The 24,772-nt window shown below is 64.0% G+C and carries 16 protein-coding genes and 3 tRNA genes; 2 read left to right on the forward strand and 17 right to left on the reverse strand.

Annotation, left to right across the window (positions count from 1 at the left end; all coding sequences use genetic code 11):
• Positions 1 to 5 precede the first annotated feature (5 nt).
• From Q2K57_RS05470 to Q2K57_RS05525, 12 genes are all read right to left on the reverse strand, one after another.
• On the reverse strand, positions 6 to 968 hold the full coding sequence (locus Q2K57_RS05470) for a biotin-dependent carboxyltransferase family protein (protein WP_304526287.1): 963 nt from the start codon (positions 966 to 968) through the stop codon (positions 6 to 8).
• The gene (pxpB, locus tag Q2K57_RS05475; RefSeq protein ID WP_304526288.1) at positions 965 to 1,687 is read right to left on the reverse strand and encodes a 5-oxoprolinase subunit PxpB; all 723 of its coding nucleotides are present in this window, start codon (positions 1,685 to 1,687) and stop codon (positions 965 to 967) included. The genes Q2K57_RS05470 and pxpB overlap by 4 nt, the downstream gene beginning before the upstream one ends.
• Positions 1,684 to 2,439: a 5-oxoprolinase subunit PxpA gene (locus Q2K57_RS05480; RefSeq protein WP_304526289.1), complete on the reverse strand. Its 756-nt coding sequence runs from the start codon at positions 2,437 to 2,439 to the stop codon at positions 1,684 to 1,686. The genes pxpB and Q2K57_RS05480 overlap by 4 nt, the downstream gene beginning before the upstream one ends.
• A gap of 535 nt (positions 2,440 to 2,974) precedes the next feature.
• Positions 2,975 to 3,051: transfer RNA gene (locus Q2K57_RS05485), tRNA-Arg, on the reverse strand.
• Positions 3,052 to 3,138: 87 nt separating this feature from the next.
• A tRNA-Arg gene (locus tag Q2K57_RS05490) sits at positions 3,139 to 3,215 on the reverse strand.
• 56 nt (positions 3,216 to 3,271) lie between these two features.
• Positions 3,272 to 3,364, reverse strand: a tRNA-Ser gene (locus Q2K57_RS05495).
• Between the two features lie 263 nt (positions 3,365 to 3,627).
• Positions 3,628 to 3,828, reverse strand: coding sequence for a carbon storage regulator CsrA (gene csrA / locus Q2K57_RS05500; protein WP_304526290.1), 201 nt, complete (start codon positions 3,826 to 3,828; stop codon positions 3,628 to 3,630).
• A gap of 199 nt (positions 3,829 to 4,027) precedes the next feature.
• Complete coding sequence (locus Q2K57_RS05505; protein WP_304526291.1) at positions 4,028 to 5,281, reverse strand: aspartate kinase; 1,254 nt, start codon at positions 5,279 to 5,281, stop codon at positions 4,028 to 4,030.
• A 102-nt stretch (positions 5,282 to 5,383) separates the two neighbouring features.
• Positions 5,384 to 7,993, reverse strand: a complete 2,610-nt coding sequence (gene alaS, locus Q2K57_RS05510; protein WP_304526292.1) for an alanine--tRNA ligase — start codon at positions 7,991 to 7,993, stop codon at positions 5,384 to 5,386.
• Positions 7,994 to 8,128: 135 nt separating this feature from the next.
• A complete protein-coding gene (locus Q2K57_RS05515; RefSeq protein WP_304526293.1) occupies positions 8,129 to 8,626 on the reverse strand; it encodes a regulatory protein RecX in 498 nt (165 codons plus the stop codon).
• Between the two features lie 3 nt (positions 8,627 to 8,629).
• Positions 8,630 to 9,691 (reverse strand): recombinase RecA, encoded by a 1,062-nt coding sequence (gene recA / locus Q2K57_RS05520; RefSeq protein WP_304526294.1) that lies wholly within the window; start codon positions 9,689 to 9,691, stop codon positions 8,630 to 8,632.
• A 149-nt stretch (positions 9,692 to 9,840) separates the two neighbouring features.
• Entirely contained in the window at positions 9,841 to 10,347 is a 507-nt protein-coding gene (locus tag Q2K57_RS05525) for a CinA family protein (RefSeq protein WP_369700307.1), read from the reverse strand.
• 198 nt (positions 10,348 to 10,545) lie between these two features.
• On the opposite strand from Q2K57_RS05525, the gene mutS reads away from it, so the two are divergent.
• Together mutS and fdxA are read left to right on the forward strand one after the other, a co-directional pair.
• Entirely contained in the window at positions 10,546 to 13,155 is a 2,610-nt protein-coding gene (gene mutS, locus Q2K57_RS05530; RefSeq protein ID WP_304526296.1) for a DNA mismatch repair protein MutS, read from the forward strand.
• A gap of 304 nt (positions 13,156 to 13,459) precedes the next feature.
• Positions 13,460 to 13,783 carry a ferredoxin FdxA gene (gene fdxA / locus Q2K57_RS05535; RefSeq protein ID WP_092523025.1) on the forward strand — a complete coding sequence of 108 codons (324 nt, stop codon included), beginning with the start codon at positions 13,460 to 13,462 and terminating at the stop codon, positions 13,781 to 13,783.
• A gap of 704 nt (positions 13,784 to 14,487) precedes the next feature.
• On the opposite strand, the gene eno is transcribed toward fdxA, so the two are convergent.
• From eno to gltB, 5 genes are all read right to left on the reverse strand, one after another.
• Positions 14,488 to 15,783: a phosphopyruvate hydratase gene (eno, locus tag Q2K57_RS05540; RefSeq protein WP_304526297.1), complete on the reverse strand. Its 1,296-nt coding sequence runs from the start codon at positions 15,781 to 15,783 to the stop codon at positions 14,488 to 14,490.
• Positions 15,784 to 15,961: 178 nt separating this feature from the next.
• On the reverse strand, positions 15,962 to 16,813 hold the full coding sequence (kdsA, locus tag Q2K57_RS05545; protein WP_304526298.1) for a 3-deoxy-8-phosphooctulonate synthase: 852 nt from the start codon (positions 16,811 to 16,813) through the stop codon (positions 15,962 to 15,964).
• Positions 16,814 to 16,822: 9 nt separating this feature from the next.
• Positions 16,823 to 18,484, reverse strand: coding sequence for a CTP synthase (locus Q2K57_RS05550; protein ID WP_304526299.1), 1,662 nt, complete (start codon positions 18,482 to 18,484; stop codon positions 16,823 to 16,825).
• A 151-nt stretch (positions 18,485 to 18,635) separates the two neighbouring features.
• Positions 18,636 to 20,057 (reverse strand): FAD-dependent oxidoreductase, encoded by a 1,422-nt coding sequence (locus Q2K57_RS05555; RefSeq protein WP_304526300.1) that lies wholly within the window; start codon positions 20,055 to 20,057, stop codon positions 18,636 to 18,638.
• 94 nt (positions 20,058 to 20,151) lie between these two features.
• Positions 20,152 to 24,603: a glutamate synthase large subunit gene (gltB, locus tag Q2K57_RS05560; RefSeq protein WP_304526301.1), complete on the reverse strand. Its 4,452-nt coding sequence runs from the start codon at positions 24,601 to 24,603 to the stop codon at positions 20,152 to 20,154.
• Between the last annotated feature and the right edge of the window lie 169 nt (positions 24,604 to 24,772).

Genomic DNA, 24,772 nt, shown 5'->3' on the forward strand with positions numbered 1-24,772 from the left:
CCGCCTCAGGCCTGCAGGGCGGCGAGAAAGCGTCGATAGTCACTCTGCGCCGCGCCCAGCGCCACCGGGGTAAGATGTACCGCCTGGCCGGGCTGGCACTGGGCAAGCCGTGCGCAGCCCAGGGGCGTCAGGGTGCCAAGCCTTGGATAACCGCCGACGGTCTGGCGATCATTGAGCAGCGCGATGGGCTGCCCGTCCGGCGGCACCTGCACGGCCCCTAGCGCAATACCCTCCGAGATCATGCTGGCGAGCCGGCATTCGAGCCTGGGCCCGGTAAGCCGCACGCCCATCCGGTCCGCCCGAGCATCGACCCGCCATTCGGCGTGAAAGGCACGGAATAGGCTCGGCCCGGTGAAGTCGGCGATCTGGGCGCCGGGAATCAGCCCCAGCACCGCCGGCGCCAAATAGTCGAGTCGCTCCTGCATCGGTACCGCTCGCGTCTCGCCGGGTGAGACGCCATCCACCGCATCGGCATCGACGCGCAGGGCCTCGCCCTCGACCAGCGGCGTGCCCGCTCCGGTGTGCCCGCCGAGCCCTTCACGGGTCACGCAGGCCAGGCTGCCAAGCACCGGCGAATCCTGAAAGCCACCGGGCACAGCCAGATAGGCACGCACCCCGGCCCGTGGAATACCGAAAGCCAGACGCTGCCCTTTATGCAGGGTAAAGGCCTGCCAGGGTGCCAGCGGCTCGCCGTCGAGAGTGGCGCTCAGGTCGGCGCCGCACAGCGCCAGACGAAGGTCCCGCTCGGCGATCAAGGTCAATCCGCCAAGGGTGATCTCGAGCACCGCAGCGCCCCAGGTATTGCCCAGCAGGTAATTGGCCCAGGCGAAGGCGTGCAGGTCGGCAGGGCCGCCCTGGGTCACGCCCAGTCGGCGCACGCCGAATCGTCCGGCGTCCTGCAGGGTGGCCAAGGGTCCGGCTTTCTCCACGCGCAGTGCGGTGGCACCCGTCATCGACGTCTCGCTCATGGGCGGGCCTCCTGACTCGAGGCGACTGGACGGGCATCGCCGCCCAGGCGTTCGAATGCGGCTCGGTCCACAGGCTTGAAGTGCACCCGATCGCCGACCTGCAGGTAGCTCTGCTCCCCGCGATGCTGATCGAAGAGCGTGAGCGGCGTGCGCCCGATCAGGTTCCAGCCCCCGGGCGACTGGCGCGGATAGGCGGAGGTCTGGCGCCCGGCCACCGCCACGCTACCGGCCGGCACCCGCTGACGCGGGGTGTCGAGCCTGGGCATTTCAAGGCGCTCATCGAGACTGCCCATGAAGGCGAAGCCTGGCGCAAAGCCCAGCGCGAAGACCCGGTATTCATGGCCTGAATGCAGCTCGATCAGCGTCTGGCGATCAAGCCCGGTGACGGCCATCAGGCGTTCAAGCTCGGGGCCAACACTCTCGTCGTACCAGACCGGAACCTCCTTGATGGCACCTGCTGCTGCCCCCTCGTCCGGACGCAGGTCGGCGAGAATGTTCGCCAACCGCGCGCGGGCCTCTGCTGCCGTGAGGCGCGCGGCGTCATAATGAACCAGCAGGGTGGTATAGGACGGCACCAGATCGACCAGCGCCGGCCCGAAAGCGTCTTCACAGCGACGACACAGGGCCATCAGCCACGGCATATTGGCTTCATCGATGGTGTCGAAGAGACGGACCAGCCAGGCATCGACGCCGGCATTCTCGAGACGTGGCAGCCTCATGAAGCGGCCTCGATATCCGTGAGGGCCTGGCGAATGGCCTTGACCGCGGCGATCGATTCCGGATTGTCACCGTGAACGCAAAGGGTATCGGCTTCGAGCACCAGCTCACTGCCATCGGAGGCGGTGAGGGGCGAACCGATGGCGATTCGCCGCGCCTGATCGATGATCACCTCGGGGTCGTGATGCACGGCCCCGGGCTCGCGGCGGCTGACCAGGCGCCCCTCGGCATCGTAGGCGCGATCAGCGAAGGCTTCGAGCCACAGGGTGAGATCGTGCTCGGCGGCCAGGGAGCGAGCCGCCGAGGGATCGCGGGTCGCCATTACCATCAACGGCAAGTCGGCATCGAAGGCGCGCAGCGCCCGCATCACCGCAGACAGCTTGTCCGGGTCGCGCATCATGTCGTTGTAGAGCGCACCGTGGGGTTTCACGTAGCCCAGGCGCGCGCCCTCGGCGCGGCACAGCGCAGCCAGCGCGCCGATCTGGTAGAGCACCAGATTCTCGATTTCCTCGCTCGAGCAGGCGATTGAGCGGCGACCAAAACCGACCAGGTCGGGATAGGCCGGGTGCGCCCCGACGGTGACGCCATGGGCAGCGGCCAGGCGGACCGTTGCGCGGATGGTATCGGGGTCCGAGGCATGGAAACCGCAGGCCACGTTGGCCAGGTCGACTACCGGCATGACCTCATGATCGAGCCCCATTTTCCAGGGGCCGAAGCTTTCGCCCATATCGGCATTAAGCAGTAGTCTGGTCATTGGAGTCCTCTCTTGTTGAATTTTTGTTATGACAATTTATAGACAATTTATCGTCAAATTGCCAGCAAAAGACAGAACACCCCTAGGCGAATACTTATCTCCTTGGGTAACAATCTTTCTACCCACCCAGCCACGGGGTTCTCGCGCCCGACAGCTCTTGTGGACATGGATGACCAGACACCATTGGTCACTGGCCCTGCACGATGACACTTAGCATGCGCCAAGGCTAAGGGTCATGGATAGGGCTTTGGCTGGGGCTTTAAGACAGGGTTTTGACTAGCGGCATGGATAGAGCCGTCGTCGAAAGCCCGGCTGCGAAGAGCAATCCAGGATAGGCCCGTGGACAGGATCAGGAAAGATCGGCAAAAAAAGGCGCCGTACGCGATTGCGACGACGCCCGAAAAGATCAAGACCGAGCCACCAGACAGGGCTGGCAACGCTGGGATCGATATCAAGAAATGCGGAGGCGCTCGGGCTACCGACAGTAGCGAGGCCAAAAACACGAAACCCGCCCTCGAGAGGACGGGTTGAAATCTGGCGCGCCCGGGAGGATTCGAACCTCCGACCCTCTGATTCGTAGTCAGATACTCTATCCAGCTGAGCTACGGGCGCGTATCGGGTAGTACTCGTGTTGGAAGGGCGACAATCTAAGCCACAACCAATATCCGGCGAGAAAATGCTTTCACGCTGGAGGGAAGATGGCGCGCCCGGGAGGATTCGAACCTCCGACCCTCTGATTCGTAGTCAGATACTCTATCCAGCTGAGCTACGGGCGCGTGCTTATGCATTACATCTTCGTTGTGCTGATGTTACTGCGACGCATCACAGTTAATGGCGGAGAGAGAGGGATTCGAACCCTCGATGAGGCTATAAACCCCATACTCCCTTAGCAGGGGAGCGCCTTCAGCCACTCGGCCACCTCTCCCTCATCAACACGGCGCGTATGTTACCGTTTCTGAAGGTGTTTGTCCAACCCTTCGGGCAACTTTTTTGCGCTTACCATGACCAGATCACGTCTGAGACTCAGGACGAACGCTGAACCACGGTTTACCGGGCCTTGAGTGTTTTACAACCACCACTCCTGCAACCCAGCGGCGATAGCCTACCACACTTTATCGGCCACCGCTTCCCATGCAGGCACCTTCTTCACACCCGACTCTGACAGCGGTTCGGGTGCCGCCGGGGGATTTACAACAACGATTCCTGCTCGCCGTCTTCCTCGGTCTTCTCGCGCTGGATGCGCTGATAGATTTCTTCACGGTGTACTGCGACATCTTTGGGAGCATTCACGCCAATGCGTACCTGATTCCCTTTCACGCCCAGCACAGTCACGGTGACTTCATCACCAATCATCAAGGTTTCGCCAACACGGCGGGTCAGGATGAGCATGACCGATCTCCTTCTCAGACTTCTTGCAACGGGATATGCACGCTTATGTCCAAGCGAGGCAAGATTATGCGCGACACACGGCTTCAAGCCAAACGCCCTTCCATTGCGACGCCGCTCACCACCCTATGAGTGTGGCCACCACCAAAGGCGGTGGCCATCACTATAGCGTAGTGAAAGTGGTCGGCGTCACCAGCGGCGATCACTCTTGCTCGATGTCATCCTTGTCCAGGCCGAAGGCTTTGTGCAGGGCACGTACCCCAAGCTCCATGTGTTTCTCGTCGATGACCACGGAGATCTTGATTTCGGAGGTGGAGACCATGCGGATGTTGATGTTCTCGTCGGCCAGCACGCGGAACATCTTGGCGGCAACGCCTGCATGGGAGCGCATGCCGACACCGACCAGCGAGACCTTGGCGATATTATCGTCGCCGCGCAGCTCACCGCCGCCCAGGTCCGGAATCACCTGATCCTTGAGGATCTTCATGGTCTGCTTGTAATCGCCCTTGCCGACCGTGAAGGTGAAGTCGGTGTAGTCGCCGGCCGGCGCAACATTCTGCACGATCATGTCGATTTCGATGTTGGCATCGGCGATCGGCCCGAGGATCCGCGAGGCCACGCCCGGCACGTCCGGGGTGTTGAGCAGGGTGAGCTTGGCTTCGTTGGCGGTAAAAGCGATACCGGAAATCAGCGGTTCTTCCATGGAATCCTCTTCGTCATCTGAGTCTGCAATGATCAGGGTGCCGTTACCGCCGTCCTCGAAGCTCGAGAGCACGCGCAGCGGCACGTTGTACTTGCCGGCAAATTCGACGGCACGAATCTGCAGGACCTTAGAACCGAGACTTGCAAGCTCGAGCATCTCCTCGACGGTGATGGTCTCGAGCCGGCGCGCCTTGGAGCAGACCCGCGGGTCGGTGGTATAGACGCCATCGACATCGGTGTAGATCTGGCACTCATCGGCCTTTAGCGCCGCGGCCAGCGCCACGCCGGTGGTATCGGAACCGCCACGACCGAGGGTCGTGATGTTGCCTTCCTCATCGACGCCCTGGAATCCGGCCACCACGACCACCTGGCCATCATCCAGATCGGACTGGATCTCGTCGGTCTCGATACGCTGAATGCGCGCCTTGGTGTAGGCACTGTCGGTCTGGATGCCGACCTGGGCACCGGTGTAGGAGGTCGCCGGCACACCCAGCTTCTGCAGGGCCATGGCCAGCAGCGAGATGGTCACCTGCTCGCCGGTGGAGACCAGCATGTCCAGCTCGCGCGGGGTCGGCTCGTCGTTGATCTGACTGGCCAGATCGACCAGACGGTTGGTCTCGCCGCTCATCGCCGAAACCACCACCACGATCTGATGACCGTTGTCGCGGAAACGTTTTACCTTCTCGGCCACAGCCTTGATGCGCTCGACCGAGCCCACCGAGGTGCCACCGAATTTCTGTACGTATAGCGCCATATGCGATTGCCTTGAAGTGAAAGGGTGAAAGGAAAGCGCCGTTTGTCGGACGCGCAAATAATAAGGGGGTCCGGGCAACACTGCCCGCGACCCCCTGTGAGCTTAGCCCAGCTGAGCCTCGACCCAGGCCGGCACACTGGCCAGGGCCTCGGGGAGGGCTGAGGGATTACTGCCCCCGGCCTGCGCCATGTCGGCGCGGCCGCCGCCCTTGCCGCCCACCTGGGCGGCGACGTGTTTGACCAGATCGCCGGCCTTGAGACGCCCGGTCAGGTCGTTGGTCACACCGGCGATCAGACTGACCTTGCCACTGTCGGCATCGGCCACCCCGAGAACCACCACGCCGGAACCCAGCTTCTGCTTGAGCTGGTCCATCACGGTTCGCAGCTCCTTGCCGGACACGCCCTCGAGCTGCTTGGCGAGCAGGCGAACACCGGCGATGTCCTGCGCTTCGCTCAGCATGTCGTTTCCGGCACTCGATGCGAGCTTGGCCTTGAGGCGTTCAAGCTCTTTCTCGAGGCCGCGATTGCGTTCGAGCAGCGACTCGACGCGGCTTTCGACCTGCTCGGGCTTGGCCTTGAGGCGCTCACCGACCCGCGCCAGCTGGGCCTCCTGGCCCTGGAAGTAGGCCAGAGCCGCCTCGCCGGTGATGGCTTCGATGCGGCGCACGCCGGAGGCGATGCCGGTCTCGGTGACGATATGGAAGCAGCCGATATCACCGCTGCGCGCCACATGGGTGCCGCCGCACAGCTCCACCGAGAAGTCGTCGGCACCGATGGTCAATACCCGCACATCGTCAGCGTACTTGGCCTCGAACAGCGCCGCGGCGCCCTTGGCCTTGGCCTCATCGAGGGTCATGTTCTGGATCTGCGTCGGCGCATTGGCCAGCACCTGGGCGTTGACGATGGCCTCGACTTCGGCGAGCTCCTCAGGCGTCACGGCCTCGAGGTGGCTGAAATCGAAGCGCAGCCGCTCGGCGCTGACCAGTGAGCCCTTCTGCTGGACATGCTCGCCGAGCACCATCCGCAGCGCCTTGTGCAGCAGGTGAGTCGCCGAGTGGTTGCGCACCGTGGCGGCACGCAAGCTGGCATCGACCGTCGGCGTTACCGTGGCGCCAATCTTGAGGCTGCCCTCGATCATCAGTCCCTGGTGCAGGTGGTGACCGGCCTGCTTCTGGGTATCGGTGACCTGGAAGCGGCCGCCGTCGACCACGAGGTAGCCGGTATCGCCCACCTGGCCGCCGGACTCGGCGTAGAAAGGCGTGCGGTCGAGCACCACCACACCCTTCTGGCCTTCTTCCAGTGCCGCCAGTTCGTTGCCCTCTGTATCGACCAGCGCCGTGATCTTGGCCTCGTCCTCGAGGCGATCATAGCCGGTGAAGGCGGTCTCGCCCTCGAGCTCCAGGGTAACGCCGTAGTCGGCGCCGAACTGGCTGGCCGCCCGAGCCCGCTCGCGCTGCGCTTCAAGCGCCGCCTTGAAACCGGCCTCGTCGAGAGAAACGCCGCGCTCGCGGCAGACGTCGGCAGTCAGGTCATAGGGGAAACCGTAGGTGTCGTAGAGCTTGAACACCGTCTCGCCGGGCAGCACGTCGCCATTGAGGGCGTCCAGCGCCTCGGTCAGCAGCCCCATGCCGTGATCAAGGGTGCGTGCGAACTGCGCTTCTTCCTTGGCCAGCACGGTCTCGATCTGAGCGCGTGCCTGGCGCAGTTCCGGATAGGCATCGCCCATCTCGGCGTCCAGCGCCGCTACCAGCGTATGGAAGAAGCTGCCCTTGGCGCCAAGCTTGTGGCCGTGGCGCACCGCGCGACGAATGATCCGGCGCAGCACGTAGCCGCGACCTTCATTGGACGGCAGAACGCCGTCGACGATCAGGAAGGCGCAGGAGCGGATATGGTCGGCGATCACCCGCAGCGACGGTGCGCTGGTATCAGTGTGACCGGTCGCCTCGGCAGCAGCCGTCAGCAGGTTCTGGAACAAGTCGATCTCGTAGTTCGAGTGCACGCCCTGCATCACGGCGGCCACCCGCTCGAGGCCCATGCCGGTATCGATGGACGGCTTGGGCAGCGGGTTCATGTTGCCCTGAGCGTCGCGATCGAACTGCATGAAGACCAGGTTCCAGATCTCGATGTAGCGATCGCCGTCTTCTTCCGGGCTGCCGGGAGGGCCACCCCAGACCTCGGGGCCATGATCGAAGAAGATTTCCGAGGACGGCCCACAGGGACCGGTATCACCCATCTGCCAGAAGTTGTCCTCGTCGAGCTTGGAGAAACGCTCGGGGTCGATGCCGATCTCGTCTTTCCAGATGCGCTCGGCTTCATCGTCGCTTATGTGGACGGTGACCCACAGCTTGTCCTTGGGCAGCCCTAGGCGCTCGGTCAGGAAGGTCCAGGCGAACTGGATGGCTTCGCGCTTGAAGTAGTCGCCGAAGCTGAAATTGCCGAGCATCTCGAAGAAGGTGTGGTGCCGAGCGGTGTAGCCGACGTTATCCAGGTCGTTGTGCTTGCCACCGGCGCGCACGCAGCGCTGGGCCGAGGTGGCGCGCACGTAGGGACGCGGGTCGCGCCCCAGGAAAACATCCTTGAAGGGCACCATGCCGGCGTTGGTGAACAGCAGGGTGGGGTCGTTGTCCGGCACCAGCGAGCTGGACGGCACGTTGGAATGTCCCTGCTCTTCGAAGAAGGTCAGAAAGGCCTGTCTGATCTCTGCGCTTTTCATATCTAGTCCGTGGCGATAAGCGTGTTGACGCTGCGGGCGAGCGGCCGCCGAGGCGGACCGACACGGCACGCCGGTGTCGTCGCAAACCTTGGAGTATAACGAGTCGGCGGGAAACTTTCAGGGGGGAAGCGCGGGCTAGTCGACCTCGGGGGCGTCCCAGGCATGGGCCAGGGCATATTTGAGCTGGTCGAAGTCAAAGCCACGGCCGGCAAGAAAACGCTCGCGCTTGGCGCGTTCCTTGGGCGCGTCACCGGGACCACTGAAGCGCCGAGCGAGGGTCTCGGCGGCCAGCTGATACCAGTCGACTTCAGCATCTTCGAGGGCCTCATTGGCCATCTCGCGCCCCACGCCGCGCTGATCCAGTTCGGCGCGCACCTTGCGCGGCCCCTGGCCGCGCAAGGTGCGCGAGCGCACGAAGTGCTCGGCAAAACGCTCATCCGACTGCAGGCCCTGCTCGGCCAGGGCATCGAGGCAGGCCGCCACGTCCTCGTGAGCATGCCCCTTGGCTGACAGGCGGCTCTCGAGCTCGTGGCGGGAATACTCTCGCCGCGCCAGCAGTCGAATGGCGTCGTCACGGGGTGACGACTGATCGCCGCCCCCGCCGCGTGTCGCATTGCCGGACTCGAACGCCATGGATCAGGCCTTGTCGTCGAGCTCGTCGCTGGCCACGGCTTCGCTTTCGGCCTTGTCGTCCTTCGGCTCGGCCTGAGTGAGCAACTGGGCGCGGATCTGGCTCTCGATCTCTTCCATGATGGTCGGGTTATCCTCGAGATACTGGGCGGCATTGGCCTTGCCCTGACCGATCTTGCTGCCCTTGTAGCTGTACCAGGCGCCGGCCTTGTCGACCAGGTTGCACTGCACGCCCAGGTCGACCACTTCGCCGGCGTGGTAGATGCCCTTGCCGTAGAGGATCTGGAACTCGGCCTGGCGGAACGGCGGCGCCACCTTGTTCTTGACCACCTTGACGCGGGTCTCGTTGCCGGTCACCTCATCGCCCTGCTTGACCGAGCCGGTGCGGCGAATATCCAGGCGCACGCTTGAGTAGAACTTCAGGGCGTTGCCGCCGGTGGTGGTCTCGGGGCTACCGAACATCACACCGATCTTCATGCGGATCTGGTTGATGAACACCACCATGCAGTTGGCGTTCTTGATGTTGCCGGTGATCTTGCGCAGCGCCTGCGACATCAGACGCGCCTGCAGGCCCACGTGGGAATCGCCCATCTCGCCTTCGATCTCGGCCCGCGGCGTCAGCGCCGCCACCGAGTCGACGATGATCACGTCGACACCGCCGGAGCGCACCAGCATGTCGCAGATTTCCAGCGCCTGCTCACCGTTATCCGGCTGCGAGACCAGCAGGTCATCGAGGTTGACGCCGAGCTTCTCGGCGTAGCTCGGGTCTAGCGCGTGCTCGGCGTCGACGAAGGCACAGGTCTTGCCCTGCTTCTGAGCCTGGGCGATCACCGACAGGGTCAGGGTGGTCTTGCCCGAGGATTCCGGCCCGTAGATCTCGACGACCCGGCCCAGCGGCAGCCCGCCGATGCCCAACGCGATATCCAGGCCCAGTGAGCCGGTGGAAACCGAAGGCATCACCACGCGCGGCGCGTCGCCCAGGCGCATCACGGTGCCCTTGCCGAACTGGCGATCGATCTGGGTGAGCGCCGCGTTCAGTGCCTTGGAGCGATTGTCGTCCTGTGCCATGGATGGCCTCCTGGAGTCATCAAAGGGAAAACGATGAGTTCTGAATACTGGGTCTAAATACGGATAGCAAACACTGTATGACTGCACAGTATTATGGAGAAAAAAACCGGCCGCGCCTACCGCTCAAACAACTTTTCCTGAGTGGCCTGCTAGCCCTCGAGCCGAACGATCAGCCCAACCAGCGCCGCCCGCAGCGCCTGCTCGCGCACCGCGTGGCGATCACCCTCAAAGTGCCGACATACGGCCTCCTGGGCAATACTGTCGCCCCAGGCCAGCCACACCGTCCCCACTGGCTTGGCCTCGCTGCCGCCACCGGGGCCGGCCACGCCGCTGATGGCGACGGCAAGGCTCGCGCCGCTATCGCGACAGGCCCCAGCTACCATGGCATTGACCACCTCGCGACTGACCGCACCATGCGTTTCAAGGGTCGCCTCCGGCACGCCCAGCTGGCGCGTCTTGGCCGCGTTCGAATAGGTCACGTAGCCGGTCTCGAAGTAGCCGGAGCTGCCGGCGATCTCGGTGATGGCATGGGCGACACCGCCACCGGTACAGGACTCGGCGGCGGTTACCGACGCGCCTCGGGCCCGGCAGGCCTCGCCCAGCCGAGTGGCGAGCGTGAGCGTGTCAAAGGCCTCGAGGGCCTCAGTGTTCCCCATCATCTTGCCTCCCTGACGGCTGGCGGAGCAATGCTCTCGGAATGGCGGGTCAGCGCCTGACGAGGCGCGCCTGAGCGGGTAGAATATCGCCTTTTGCCGGTCCCTGACGAGTCACCCGTCCAGGCGACGCCATGTCCTCGCTGTCACGTCCAGCCGCGCCCTGCAGCGCCACGCACGCCAGAGCAATCAAGGAAGCCCATGACCCAGGCCAGCGCCCAGCACACCCCGATGATGAGCCAGTTCCTGAAGATCAAGCGCGAGCACCCCGAGGTGCTGCTGTTTTATCGCATGGGGGACTTCTATGAGCTGTTCTTCGACGACGCCAAGCGCGCCGCCGCCCTGCTCGACATCACCTTGACCCAGCGCGGCCAGTCGGCGGGCAAGCCGATTCCCATGGCGGGCGTGCCCTACCACAGCGCCGAGGGCTACCTGGCACGACTGGTCAAGGCCGGCGAGTCAGTGGCGATCTGCGAACAGATCGGCGACCCAGCCACCAGCAAGGGCCCGGTGGAGCGCAAGGTGGTGCGCATCGTCACCCCTGGCACGCTCTACGATGAGGCGCTGCTCGATGCCAGCCGCGATAACCTGGTACTGGCCGCCTATTCGCGTGGCGAGACCTGGGGCATGGCCTGGCTGGAGCTGTCCAGTGGGCGCTTCAGCGTACTGGAGGTCGAGGGCGAGGCCGAGATGCTCGCCGAGGTCCAGCGCCTCGATCCCGCCGAACTGCTGATCGCCGACAGCCAGGACCTTCCGCCCTCGATTGCCGAGCGCCGCGGCCTGCGCCGCCAGAGCGACTGGCTGTTCGATCTCGAGTCCGCGACCCGCTCCCTATGCGACCAGTTCGCGGTACAGGACCTGCGCGGCTTCGGCTGCGCCCACCTCGAGGCCGCCATGACCGCCGCCGGGGTGCTAATCGACTATGCCCGTGACACCCAGCGCTCCCAACTGCCTCACGTTACCGCCATCGGCGTCGAGAACCGGGACGACGCCGTGGTCATCGACGCCGCCAGCCGGCGCAATCTGGAGATCGACACCAACCTGGGCGGCAACAGCGACAACACCCTGGCCAGCGTCCTCGACACCACCGCCACCGCCATGGGCTCGCGCCTGATGAAGCGCTGGCTGAACCGGCCGCTGCACGACCGCCCGCGTGTACTGGCCCGCCAGGCCGCCGTGGCGCTACTGCTCGACGACGAGGCCTTCGTGGCCCTGCGCGAGGATCTGAAAGCCATCGGCGACGTCGAGCGCATCCTGGCCCGCGTGGCGCTGCGCAGCGCACGCCCCCGCGACCTGGCCCGGCTGCGTGACGCACTGAACGCCCTGCCCGGCCTCGAGGCGAGCCTCGCAGGCTTCGACGAGGGCACCGCGCTCGACGAGCTCAGGCGCCATATCCGCCCTTATCCCGCGCTTGCCGAGACGCTCACCCGGGCACTGGTCGAGAACCCGCCGGTGGTGATCCGCGATGGTGGCGTGATCGCCACCGGATATGACGAGGAGCTCGACGAGCAGCGAGGCCTGGCCGAAAACGCCGGTGACTACCTGATCCAGCTGGAGACCCGCGAGCGCGAGCGCACCGGCCTGGCCGGCCTCAAGGTCGGCTACAACCGGGTGCACGGCTACTACATCGAGATCCCACGCGCCCAGGCTCGCGAGGCGCCGGCAGACTACATCCGCCGCCAGACGCTGAAGAACGCCGAGCGCTTCATCATCCCCGAGCTCAAGGAGTTCGAGGACAAGGCGCTGTCGGCCAAGTCGCGGGCGCTGGGTCGTGAGAAGCTCCTCTACGAATCGCTGCTCGACACCCTGGGGGCCGAGCTCGACGCCCTGCAGCAGACGGGCCGGGCGCTGGCCAGCCTCGATGTGCTGGCGAGCTTCGCCGAGCGAGCCCAGGCGCTCGACTTCGTGCGCCCGACCCTCACCGAGGCCCCCGGCATCAACATCCAGGGCGGGCGCCACCCGGTGGTCGAACACGTCAGCGAGGCGCCCTTCGTGCCCAATGACCTGGCCCTGGACGACAACCGGCGCATGTTGGTGATCACCGGCCCCAACATGGGCGGCAAGTCGACCTACATGCGTCAGGCGGCGCTGATCACCCTGCTGGCCCACACCGGCAGCTTCGTGCCCGCCGATGCCGCCGAGATCGGCCCGGTCGATCGCATCTTCACCCGCATCGGCTCCTCGGATGACCTGGCCGGCGGTCGTTCGACCTTCATGGTCGAGATGACCGAGACCGCCAACATCCTGCACAACGCCAGCGACAAGAGCCTGGTGCTGATGGACGAGATCGGCCGCGGCACCTCGACCTTCGACGGCCTGTCACTGGCCTGGGCCAGCGCCGAGCAGCTGACCCGCTCGCGGGCCTTCACGCTGTTCGCCACCCACTACTTCGAGATGACCGCCCTGCCCGATCAGGCACCGGGGGTCGCCAACGTGCACCTGACCGCCGCCGAGCACAAGGACGGCATCGTCTTCATGCATCGGGTGGAAGATGGCCCAGCGAGTCAGAGCTATGGCCTGCAGGTCGCCCAACTGGCCGGGGTGCCCCAGCACGTCATCGCCCGGGCGCGCGAGAAACTCGCCGTACTCGAACAGCAGGAAATCGACCAGGGCCAGCGCCAGACACCCCTGGCCGACCCGGCAGCAGACATCGGGTCGAGTGCGCCCCCCTCGGCAGCGGCGCCTCGCCAGGACGACCTGTTCGCCAGCACGCCACATCCGCTGCTCGACGAGCTGGCCGGCCTGGATGTCGACGGCCTGAGCCCACGCCAAGCCCTGGAACTGCTCTACGCCTGGCGGGAGAAGGTCTAGAGGCCTGGGCAGAGACGCCCCAGGCGTGCGCACCAGACAAGCCGACCGTCAGCTGAACAGGGCGGCACGATCAACGGGGAAAGTGTCCGCAACGCAGCACAACAGGCATGGATTCATGCCGAAACGTTCTGCCCGCCGGCCGCTGCGATGACTTGCTGGCCCTGCACGCCACGACTAGAATATTCGCCCATTAGAATGGCGGCTTCTAATGATCAAGCCGCTTATAACTAGACTAGGCAAACGACTCATTCAGGGACACGGCGCATCATCGATGCCCCTGACAGCTAACGATCGAGGAAGCCCCATGACATTCGTCGTCACCGAGAACTGCATCAAGTGCAAGTACACCGACTGCGTGGAGGTCTGCCCGGTAGACTGCTTCTACGAAGGTCCCAACTTCCTGGTCATCCACCCAGACGAGTGCATCGATTGCGCTCTCTGTGAGCCCGAATGTCCTGCCGAGGCCATCTTCTCCGAGGATGAACTTCCTGAAGGCCAGCAGGAATTCATCGAGCTCAACGCCGAGCTGGCCGAGGTATGGCCGAATATCGCCGAGAAGACAGACCCGCTACCCGACGCCGAGGAATGGGATGGCAAGAGTGGCAAGAAGGAACTGCTCGAGCGCTGAGACACGGCCATCGACGATGGCCAGGCGTGATCCACCAAAAAGGGCCGGCGAGAAATCGCCGGCCCTTTTTCATGCTGCTCCGTCCTGACTCGCGCTGAGCGCGCTGGTGATTGACGAAGAAGCGTCTAAACACCGCTGCCATGCCATCAGAAAACGGGTCGAGTCGTCAGCTGCAGGACTTGTACGGCTCAACTTGCGTGCAGGCAAGCGTGTAAAAAACGGGCACAAAAAAGGCGACCCGAAGGTCGCCCGCTCCTAGCCGTTCCTTGAGCATGTCCCTATGCTCGACTCCTGAGGTGACTTCCTTGCCCGGGAACGACTTCCTGTCGCACCAGGCGCACCCGACTACCATCCCGTTGCATCCTGCCGGGAAAGCATCCTGCTTTCCCACATCCCAAGCACATTGTGGCAGCTATGACGGGGTTCTCAAGCCGGCCTAAGAGGGAGAAAACACCTTGCTCCTTATGTACTAGAAACCTAAAAACCATTTTTATCAGATACTTATAAAAAAACAAGCGTTTTAGAAGCGATCATTTATTGATCAATGCCAAGTATATCGGGTGCAAGTTGTCGGTAATCTCTTACAAGCAATGAGGACATGAGGCGCACTCGCTCGAGCGCATACCATTGCCAGACACGAAAAAAGGCGCCCGCAGGCGCCTTTTCGTCTTACCTTTTTTGTCATGTCACTGAGTATAGCGAGCTCAGCCCTGACCCTTGATGGCAGCAAGCCCCGGGTAGCGCACCGCCTCGCCCAGCTGCTGCTCGATCACCAGCAGGCGGTTGTACTTGGCGACGCGGTCGGAGCGGCACAGCGAGCCGGTCTTGATCTGGCCCGCCGAGGTAGCCACGGCCAGGTCGGCGATGGTGGTGTCTTCGGTCTCACCGGAGCGATGCGAGATCACCGCGGTGAAGCCGGCGTCCTGCGCCATCTTGATCGCATCCAGCGTCTCGGACAGCGAGCCGATCTGGTTAAACTTGATCAGGATGGAGTTGCCGATCTTCTCGTCGATGCCACGCTTGAGGATCTTGGTATTGGTGACGAACAGGTCGTCGCCGACCAGTTGCACCTTGTCGCCGAGCTTGTCGGTGAGCGCCTTCCAGCCGGCCCAGTCGGATTCGTCCATGCCATCTTCGATGGAGACGATTGGGTACTGGTCGGCAAGCTCGGCCAGATAATCAACGAAGCCCGCCGCGTCAAAGCTCTTGCCTTCTCCGGACAGGTTGTACTGACCGTCCTTGAAAAACTCGCTGGACGCGCAGTCGAGCGCCAGGGTGATGTCGCTGCCAAGCGTGTAGCCGGCGTCTGACACCGCCTGCTTGATCACCGCCAGGGCCTCGGCGTTGGAGGCAAGGTTAGGCGCGAAGCCACCCTCATCACCCACCGCGGTGGACAGGCCGCGAGCACCCAGCACCTTCTTCAGGGCGTGGAAGATTTCGGCGCCCATGCGCAGGCCTTCGCGGAAAGAAGGCGCGCCCACCGGCTGGATCATGAATTCCTGGATGTCGACGTTGTTGTCGGCATGCTCGCCGCCGTTGATGATGTTCATCATCGGCACCGGCATCAGGTACTTGCCCGGCGCGCCATAGAGCTCGGCGATGTGCGCATAGAGCTCGACGCCCTTGGCGCTGGCGGCGGCCTTGGCGGCGGCCAGAGAGACGGCGAGGATGGCGTTGGCGCCGAGGCTTTCCTTGTTCTCGGTACCGTCGAGCTCGAGCATGGCGTTGTCCAGCGCACGTTGATCCAGCGCGTCGAGCCCCATCAATCGCTCACGGATAGCGCCGTTGACGGCCTCGACGGCCTTCAGTACGCCCTTGCCCAGATAGCGGGCCTTGTCGCCGTCGCGCAGTTCCAGTGCCTCGCGTGAACCGGTAGAGGCACCGCTCGGCGCGCAGGCCACGCCCTTGGCACCGTTTTCCAGCACCACCTCGGCCTGCACGGTGGGATTACCGCGGGAGTCCAGCACCTCGAGGGCGCGAATATCGACAATCTTGGTCATGATGTCTCGTCCTTATTATCGCTAAGCGTTGATCCAGTCGGCGTGCCTGGAGGGAGTCACGGCTCCGCTCGAAAACGGTCTATCGACCACCGTCTTGTCAAAAACAGACGTCTATCGGGAACTGCATGCAAGAACTGAGGGGCTGACCTCCAGGCCGCCCCGACCACCCTCGAGTGGCTTAGGCAATCGTCAGTGCCGGAAAGCCCTTGACCAGATCGTCCAGCGACTTGAGCTGGCGAAGGAACGGCTCCAACTGATCCAGCGGCAGGGCACAGGGACCGTCGCACTTGGCATTGTCCGGGTCAGGATGCGCCTCGAGAAAGAGCCCGGCCAGCCCCACCGCAACACCCGCGCGGGCCAGCTCAGCGACCTGGGCACGGCGGCCATCGGCGCTGTCAGCGCGACCGCCGGGGCGCTGCAGGGCATGGGTGACGTCGAAGAACAGCGGGTAGCCAGTGGCCTTCATATCACCGAAGCCGAGCATGTCGACCACCAGGTTGTTGTAGCCGAAGCTCGAGCCGCGCTCGCAGAGGATCAGGCGGTCGTTACCGGCTTCCTCGCACTTGCGCACAATGTGGCGCATCTCGTGAGGAGCGACAAACTGCGGCTTCTTGATATTGATCACCGCGCCGGTCTCGGCCATGGCCACCACCAGATCGGTCTGGCGCGCCAGGAAGGCCGGCAGCTGAATGATATCGGCGACCTCGGCCACGGGCTTGGCCTGCCAGGGCTCGTGGACATCGGTGATGACCGGCACATTGAAGCGCTCTTTGACCTCGGCGAGGATCTCGAGGCCTTTCTCAAGGCCGGGACCGCGATAGGAGTGGATCGAACTGCGATTGGCCTTGTCGAAGCTGGCCTTGAAGACGTAGGGGATGCCGAGCTTGCCGGTCACCTCGACGTAGCGCTCGGCGACTTCGAGGGCCATCTCGCGGGACTCGAGCACGTTCATGCCGCCGAAAAGGGCAAGCGGCAGGGCATTGCCGGCCTTGAGGCCGGCAAACTCGATAATCTTCTGGGACTCGCTCATCTGCTTTCCTTAGCCTTGCGGCTGAGCCTGGGCCTGCTGCCGTGCGCGCACCTGCTTCTGCTCGAGAGCCGCCTGGATAAAGCCACTGAACAGCGGGTGGCCGTCGCGGGGCGTGGAGGTGAACTCAGGGTGGAACTGGCAGGCCACGAACCAGGGATGGTCCGGCAGCTCGACCATCTCCACCAGCGACTCGTCGACGCTCTTGCCGGAGATCACCAGGCCGGCCTTCTCGAGCTCGCCAATGAACTGGTTATTAACCTCGAAGCGGTGACGGTGACGCTCGACGATCTCGTCGCTGCCATAGGCTTCGCGGGCCTTGGAGCCCGGCTTCAGGTGGCAGACCTGGCCACCCAGACGCATGGTGCCGCCGAGATCGGAGGCCGCATCGCGCAGCTCGATCTTGCCCTCGGCATTCAGCCACTCGGTGATCAGACCGACCACCGGGTGCTGGGTGTCGTGGGTGAACTCGGTGGAGTTGGCATCCGCCCAGCCGGCGACGTGGCGGGCGAACTCGATCACCGCGACCTGCATACCGAGACAGATACCCAGGTAGGGAATATTCTGCTCGCGGGCGAAGCGGGCGGTGGCAATCTTGCCTTCCACGCCGCGCTCACCGAAGCCGCCGGGCACCAGAATGGCGTCCTTGCCGGCCAGCCGCTCGGGGCCGTGACGTTCGATGTCTTCGGAATCGATGTAGTCGATGTTGACCTTGATGCGGTTCTGGATGCCGGCGTGGATCAGCGCCTCATTCAGCGACTTGTAGGCATCCAGAAGCTCCATGTACTTGCCGACCATGGCGATATTGACCGACTTCAGCGGGTTGAGCTTGGCGTCGAGCACCCGCACCCACTCGTCCAGTTCGGCTTCATCGGCTTCCAGGCGCAGCTTGTCGCAGACGATCTCGTCGAGGCCATGCTCGTGCAGCATCAGCGGAATGCGATAGATAGTATCGGCATCCTGCAGCGGCACCACCGCACGTTCTTCAACGTTGGTGAACAGGGCAATCTTGCGACGCTCGGTCTCCTCGAGCTCGACTTCGCTGCGACAGATCAGGATATCCGGCTGGATACCGATCGAGCGCAGCTCCTTGACGCTGTGCTGGGTCGGCTTGGTCTTGGTCTCGCCGGCGGTCTGGATGTAGGGCACCAGGGTCAGGTGCATGAAGATGGCGCGGTTGGCACCGAGCTCGCTTCTGATCTGACGGATCGACTCGAGGAACGGCAGCGACTCGATGTCGCCAACGGTGCCGCCGATCTCAACCAGTGCCACATCGAAGCCTTCACCGCCTTCATAGACGCGGCGCTTGATCTCATCGGTGATGTGCGGAATCACCTGCACGGTACCGCCCAGGTAGTCGCCGCGGCGCTCCTTGCGCAGCACGTGCTCGTAGACACGGCCGGTGGTGAAGTTGTTGCTCTGGGTCATCTTGGTACGAATGAAGCGCTCGTAGTGGCCCAGGTCCAGGTCGGTCTCAGCGCCATCCTCGGTGACGAATACTTCGCCATGCTGGAAGGGGCTCATGGTGCCCGGATCGACGTTGATGTACGGATCCAGCTTGAGCATGGTGACCTTGAGGCCACGCGCCTCGAGAATCGCCGCCAGCGAAGCGGACGCGATGCCCTTGCCAAGAGAGGACACAACGCCGCCGGTCACGAAGATATATCGTGTCATGGAGAACCTGTCGAAACGTGATCAGAAGGCGCGGCAGGAAACCGCACCAGGATGGGACGACAGAATAGCAGAGTCGCCTTTACGGCTCAATTTGCCATCCGCCCCTCCTTGGCTCGCCGCCTGACCGAGGCCCTGGCGGCGAGCCTGTCGCTCAGACCTCCAGGTAGTCGAGGATGCCCTCGCCGGCCTGGCGGCCTTCGTAGACGGCAGTGACCACCAGGTCGGAGCCGCGCACCATATCGCCGCCGGCAAAGACCTTGGCGTTGCTGGTCTGGAAGGGGTAACGGCCGTGCTCCGGCGCGGTGATGCGGCCGCGCTCGTCGGTGCCGATGTTGTTCGGTTCGAGCCAATCGATATCGGTGGGCTGGAAGCCGAAGGCGATGACCACCGCATCCGCCGGCAGCACCTCTTCGGAGCCCGGCACCACCTCGGGACGCCGACGGCCGTTCTCGTCGGCCTCGCCCATGCGGGTACGCACCACCTTGATGCCCTCGACCTTGTCTTCGCCGATCACCGCCACCGGCTGACGATTGAACAGGAAGTCCACGCCCTCCTCACGGGCATTGGCCACCTCACGCTTGGAGCCCGGCATATTCTCTTCATCGCGACGGTAGGCGCAGGACACGCTGGCCGCACCCTGGCGGATCGAGGTGCGATTGCAGTCCATGGCCGTGTCGCCGCCGCCCAGCACGACGACCCGCTGCCCCTCGAAGGACACGTAGTCGGCGGGATCCTTCTCGAAGCCCAGGCAGTGATTGACGTTGGCGATCAGGAAGTCCAGCGCCTTGTGCACACCCGGCAGGTCCTCGCCCGGGAAGCCGCCCTGCATGTACTTGTAGGTACCCATGCCGAGGAAGACAGCATCGTAGTCCTCCATCAGGTCATCGATGGTGACGTCACGGCCGATCTCGGTATTGAGGCGGAATTCCACGCCCATTTCCTCGAAGACCGCACGACGACGCTCCATCACGCTCTTCTCGAGCTTGAACTCCGGGATACCGAAGGTCAGCAGGCCACCGATCTCGGGGTACTTGTCGAACACCACCGGGGTGACGCCGTTGCGCACCAGAATATCGGCACAGCCAAGGCCCGCCGGGCCGGCACCGACGATCGCCACCCGCTTGTCGGTCCGGGTGACCTGAGACATGTCCGGGCGCCAGCCCATGGCGAAGGCGGTATCGGTGATGTACTTCTCTACCGAGCCAATGGTCACCGCCCCGAAGCCGTCATTGAGGGTGCAGTCGCCCTCGCAGAGACGATCCTGCGGGCACACCCGCCCGCACACCTCGGGCAGCGAGTTGGTCTCGTGGGAAAGCTCGGCGGCCTTGAGGATGTTGCCCTCGGCCACCAGCTTCAGCCAGTTGGGAATATAGTTGTGGACCGGGCACTTCCACTCGCAATAAGGATTGCCACAGCCCAGGCAGCGATCGGCCTGACTGGCGGCCTCACTTGGCTGGTAGGGCTCGTAGATCTCGGCAAACTCCCGCGAACGGGTGCGCGCCGCCTTCTTCTGCGGGTCCTGGCGACCCACGTCGATGAACTGAAAATCGTTGTGCTGAAGACGCTCTGCCATGATCGTCTCTCCTCGAAAACTGGAAGGTCAGGGCGGGGCCGATGGTGCAGCCCCGCCGGAACTCGGCTTATTCCGGTCGCCGCCGGGACTCGGCTTACTCGGGTCGCCGCCGGGACTCGGCGAGCAAACTGCCAAGACTCGCGGCCTTGGGCTTCACCAGCCAGAAGTGGCGGATGAAGTGGCCGAAGTCCTCGAGAATCGCCGCACCCCGCGCCGAGCCGGTGGTGGCGACATAGTCCTCGATGACCTCCCTCAGGTGGCGCCGGTACGCCTCCATGGCTTCGGTATTGATCCGGTGGATCTCCACCAGTTCATGGTTGTACTTGTCGACGAAGGTACGATCCTCGTCGATCACGTAGGCGAAACCGCCGGTCATGCCCGCGCCGAAGTTGACGCCGGTCTCGCCGAGCACCGTGACCAGGCCGCCTGTCATGTACTCGCAGCAGTGATCACCGGCGCCTTCGATGACGGCAGTGGCGCCTGAGTTGCGCACCCCGAAGCGCTCGCCGGCGGTACCGGCGGCGTACAGGGTGCCGCCGGTGGCGCCATACAGGCAGGTATTGCCGATGATCGCCGTCTGATGGCTCTCGAAGTGACTGCCCTGTGGCGGGACGATGGTGATCGCCCCCCCGTTCATGCCCTTGCCGACGTAGTCGTTGGCATCGCCCTCGAGATACAGATTGAGGCCGCGAGCGTTCCACACTCCGAAGCTCTGGCCGGCCACGCCCTTGAAGCGCGCGGTGATAGGCGCGTCCTCGAGGCCGGCCTCGCCATAGCGCTTGGCAATGGCCCCGGAGGTCATGGCCGCCACGCTGCGATCGCAGTTAGTGATGGTGAAGTCGAACTCTCCGCCGGACTTGTCGTCGATCGCCGAACGCAGCGCCTCGAGCACCTCGAGGTTCTTGGCACCCGGATCATGGGGCACGTTGCGACTCACACGGCAGAACTGCGGCGCATCGGCCGGCACGTGGTCGTTCTCAAGCAGCGGCGTCAGGTCGAGCTTGCGCTGAGCGCTGGTCTGCCCCTCGAGCACCTCGAGCAGGTCGGTACGCCCGATCAGGTCGGTGAGCTTGCGCACCCCGAGCAGCGCCATCAGCTCGCGCACTTCTTCGGCAATGAAGCGGAAATAGTGCTTGACCATGTCCACGGTGCCGCGGAAATGCTCGTCGCGCAGGAACTGATCCTGGGTAGCCACACCGGTCGCGCAGTTGTTGAGGTGGCAGATACGCAGGTACTTGCAGCCCAGCGCGACCATCGGCGCGGTGCCGAAGCCGAAGCTCTCGGCGCCGAGAATCGCCGCCTTGACCACGTCGAGGCCGGTCTTCAGACCACCGTCGGTCTGCAGGCGGATCTTGTCGCGCAGACCATTGATGCGCAGCGCCTGATGGACCTCAGGCAGGCCGAGCTCCCAGGGGCTCCCGGCATGCTTGATCGAGGTCAGCGGGCTCGCCGCGGTACCGCCGTCGTATCCGGACACCGTGATCAGGTCGGCATAGGCCTTGGCCACGCCCGTGGCGATGGTGCCGATGCCGGGCTCGGAGACCAGCTTCACCGAGACCTGGGCATCCGGGTTGACCTGCTTGAGATCGAAGATCAGTTGGGCCAGATCCTCGATCGAATAGATGTCGTGGTGCGGCGGTGGCGAGATCAGGGTCACACCGGGCACCGCATAGCGCAGCCGAGCGATCAGCTCGTTGACCTTGCCACCGGGCAGCTGGCCGCCCTCACCGGGCTTGGCGCCCTGGGCCACCTTGATCTGCAGCACTTCGGCATTGACCAGGTAGGCCGGAGTGACGCCGAAGCGTCCTGAGGCGATCTGCTTGATCTTCGATGAGCGGATGGTGCCGTAGCGCGCCGGATCCTCACCGCCCTCGCCGGAGTTGGAGCGCCCGCCGGCCTCGTTCATGGCCTGGGCCAGAGCCTCGTGGGCCTCCGGCGACAGGGCACCCAGCGACATCCCGGCGCTGTCGAAGCGCGGGATCAAATCCTCGATGGCCTCGACCTCCTCGAGCGGTACCGGCTCGGCGGCGGGCTTCAAGGTCAGCAGGTCGCGGATGGTGGCCACCGGGCGCTCGTTGACCAGTGCGGCAAACTTCTTCCACTTCTGGAAATCACCCTGCTGCACCGCCTGCTGCAGGGTGGTCACCACGTCGGGATTATAGGCGTGGTATTCCTTGCCGTGGACATACTTGACCAGACCGCCCTGGCCGATCCCCTTGCGTGGGGTCCAGGCCCGGCGTGCCAGCAGCTCCTGCTGCATCTGCAGCTCGCTGAAGCCGGCGCCCTGAATGCGTGACGCCATGTGGGTGAAGCACAGGTCCATGACCTCGCTGCCAAGGCCCACCGCCTCGAACAGCTGGGCACCGCGGTAGGACGCTAGGGTCGAGATCCCCATCTTGGAGAGAATCTTGTAAAGCCCCTTCTGCAGGCCCTTGCGATAATTCTCGCGGGCGTCCGCCGGGTTGCCGGTCAGCTCGCCGGTGCGATGCATGTCGGCCATCACCTGGTAGGCGAGATATGGATAAACCGCCGTGGCACCGACGCCGAACAGCACCGCCATCTGATGGGCGTCGCGGGCATAGCCGGTCTCGACGACCAGGTTGACCCGCGGGCGCAGCGCCTCGCGACCCAGGTGGTGATGCACGGCGCCCACGGCGAGCGCCGCCTGAATCGGTAGCTGGCCCCTCTCGAGGCCGGCGTCACTCAGTACCAGGATCACCTTGCCGCTGCGGGCGGCGTCCTCGGCCTGGCGGCAGAGCAACTGAATGGCCTGCTTGAGCCCGGTGGTCTCGGGGTCGTAGGCCAGGGACAGATGCTGGCTCGCGAAAGCCGGATCATCCTGGCTGACCAGCGCGGTGAACTTGCGCGGCGACAGCACCGGAGTCGTCAGGATCAGGCGATGTGCGTGCTCGGGCGTGGCCTCGAAGACGTTGAGCTCGGCGCCGCAGATGGTCTCCAGCGACATCACGATCGCTTCGCGCAGCGGATCGATGGGCGGGTTGGTGACCTGGGCGAACTTTTGGCGGAAGTGATCGGTGAGCAGGCGCTCATGGCGCGACAGCACCGCCATGGGGGTGTCATCGCCCATCGAGCCCACCGCCTCCTGGCCACTCTCGGCCAGGGGGCGCAGCAGTTGATCGCGCTCTTCGAAGGTGATCTGGAAGAGCTTCTGGTGAACGTTGAGCTCGTCGGTGTCCATGGGCTGGAAGCGGGCCAGCTCGGTCAGCGCCGATTCCAGATAGCTGGCCTCGTCCTTGAGCCAGCGACGATAGGGATAGGCCGACTTAAGGCGGTTGTCGATATCTTCGGTGTGCAGGATCTCACCGGTCTGGGTGTCGATACCGAGCACCTGACCGGGGCCGACACGGCCCTTGGCCACCACGTCTTCGGGCCGATAGTTGTAGGTGCCGATCTCGGAAGCCAGGGTGATATAACCGTTCTTGGTAATCACCCAGCGGGCCGGGCGCAGGCCGTTGCGATCCAGCATGCAAACGGCGTGACGACCGTCGGTCATCACCATGCCTGCGGGCCCATCCCAGGGCTCCATGTGCATGGAGTTGTACTCATAGAAGGCGCGCAGGTCGCCGTCCATGGTTTCCACGTTCTGCCAGGCCGGCGGCACCATCATGCGCACGGCGTTGTAGATGTCCATGCCCCCAGCCATCAACACCTCTAGCATGTTGTCCATGCTGGAGGAGTCAGAACCTGAGGTATTGACGATCTCGTCGAGTTCAGCGATTTCGGCGAGCCGGTCGTTGACGAAGTTTTCCTTGCGCGAGTTCGCCCAGCCACGGTTGGCCTCGATGGTGTTGATCTCACCGTTGTGTGCCAGCAGACGGAACGGCTGGGCCAGCGGCCAGCGCGGTGCGGTATTGGTCGAGAAACGCTGGTGAAAGACACAAATGGCGGTCTCGAGGCGTTCGTCCCCCAGGTCCTGATAGAAGGTGGGCAGATCCACCGGCATCATCAGGCCCTTGTAGGACACCACCTGGGAGGAAAGCGAGCAGACATAGAACTCTGGCTCGCCGGCGAGCTTCTCCTCGGCGCGGCGCCGCGCCATAAACAGGTCAACGCCCAGCTCAGCCTCGAGGCGATCGTCACCGGCAGTGATGAAGACCTGACGGATGCGCGGCAGGCAGTCCAGCGCCATGGGGCCACAGACGCTTGCGTCGGTAGGCACGTCGCGCCAGCCATGAACGGTCAGGCCACGGGTCTCGAGCTCGCCGCTGAGCACCTCACGGGCGGCCTGCTCGCGAGCGTCGTCATCCGGCAGAAAGATGCTGCCGACGGCAAAGCCCTCACCGAGTTCGACGCCCAGTGACTCCCGGGCGACAGCCCGCATGAAGTCGGTGGGCATTTTCAGCAGGAGGCCGCAGCCATCGCCGGTCTTGCCGTCGGCGGCGATGCCGCCACGGTGGGTCATGCAGGTCAGCGACTCGATGGCCGTCTTCAGCAGGTCATGGCTGGCCTGCCCTTCCATATGCGCAATCAGGCCGAAGCCGCAGTTGTCGCGAAATTCACCGGGCTGGTGGAGACCTTGTCTCATGGGCGCGCCTCATCAATATTCAGTAGTCTTGTGTCCAGACGGCATTAACGTTATGTTTATTGGTTTTTCGTTATTTCCATATCGTTGCCAAGTGCCGTTTTCTGGCGCCGAAAAAGGCTAACCAGCATAGCCAGCCCCCTCTTCCGGCGCAATTCCCCACCCGCCTCGA

Origin of the sequence: Halomonas sp. I5-271120 (assembly GCF_030553075.1) — a bacterium.
Taxonomy (GTDB): domain Bacteria; phylum Pseudomonadota; class Gammaproteobacteria; order Pseudomonadales; family Halomonadaceae; genus Onishia; species Onishia taeanensis_A.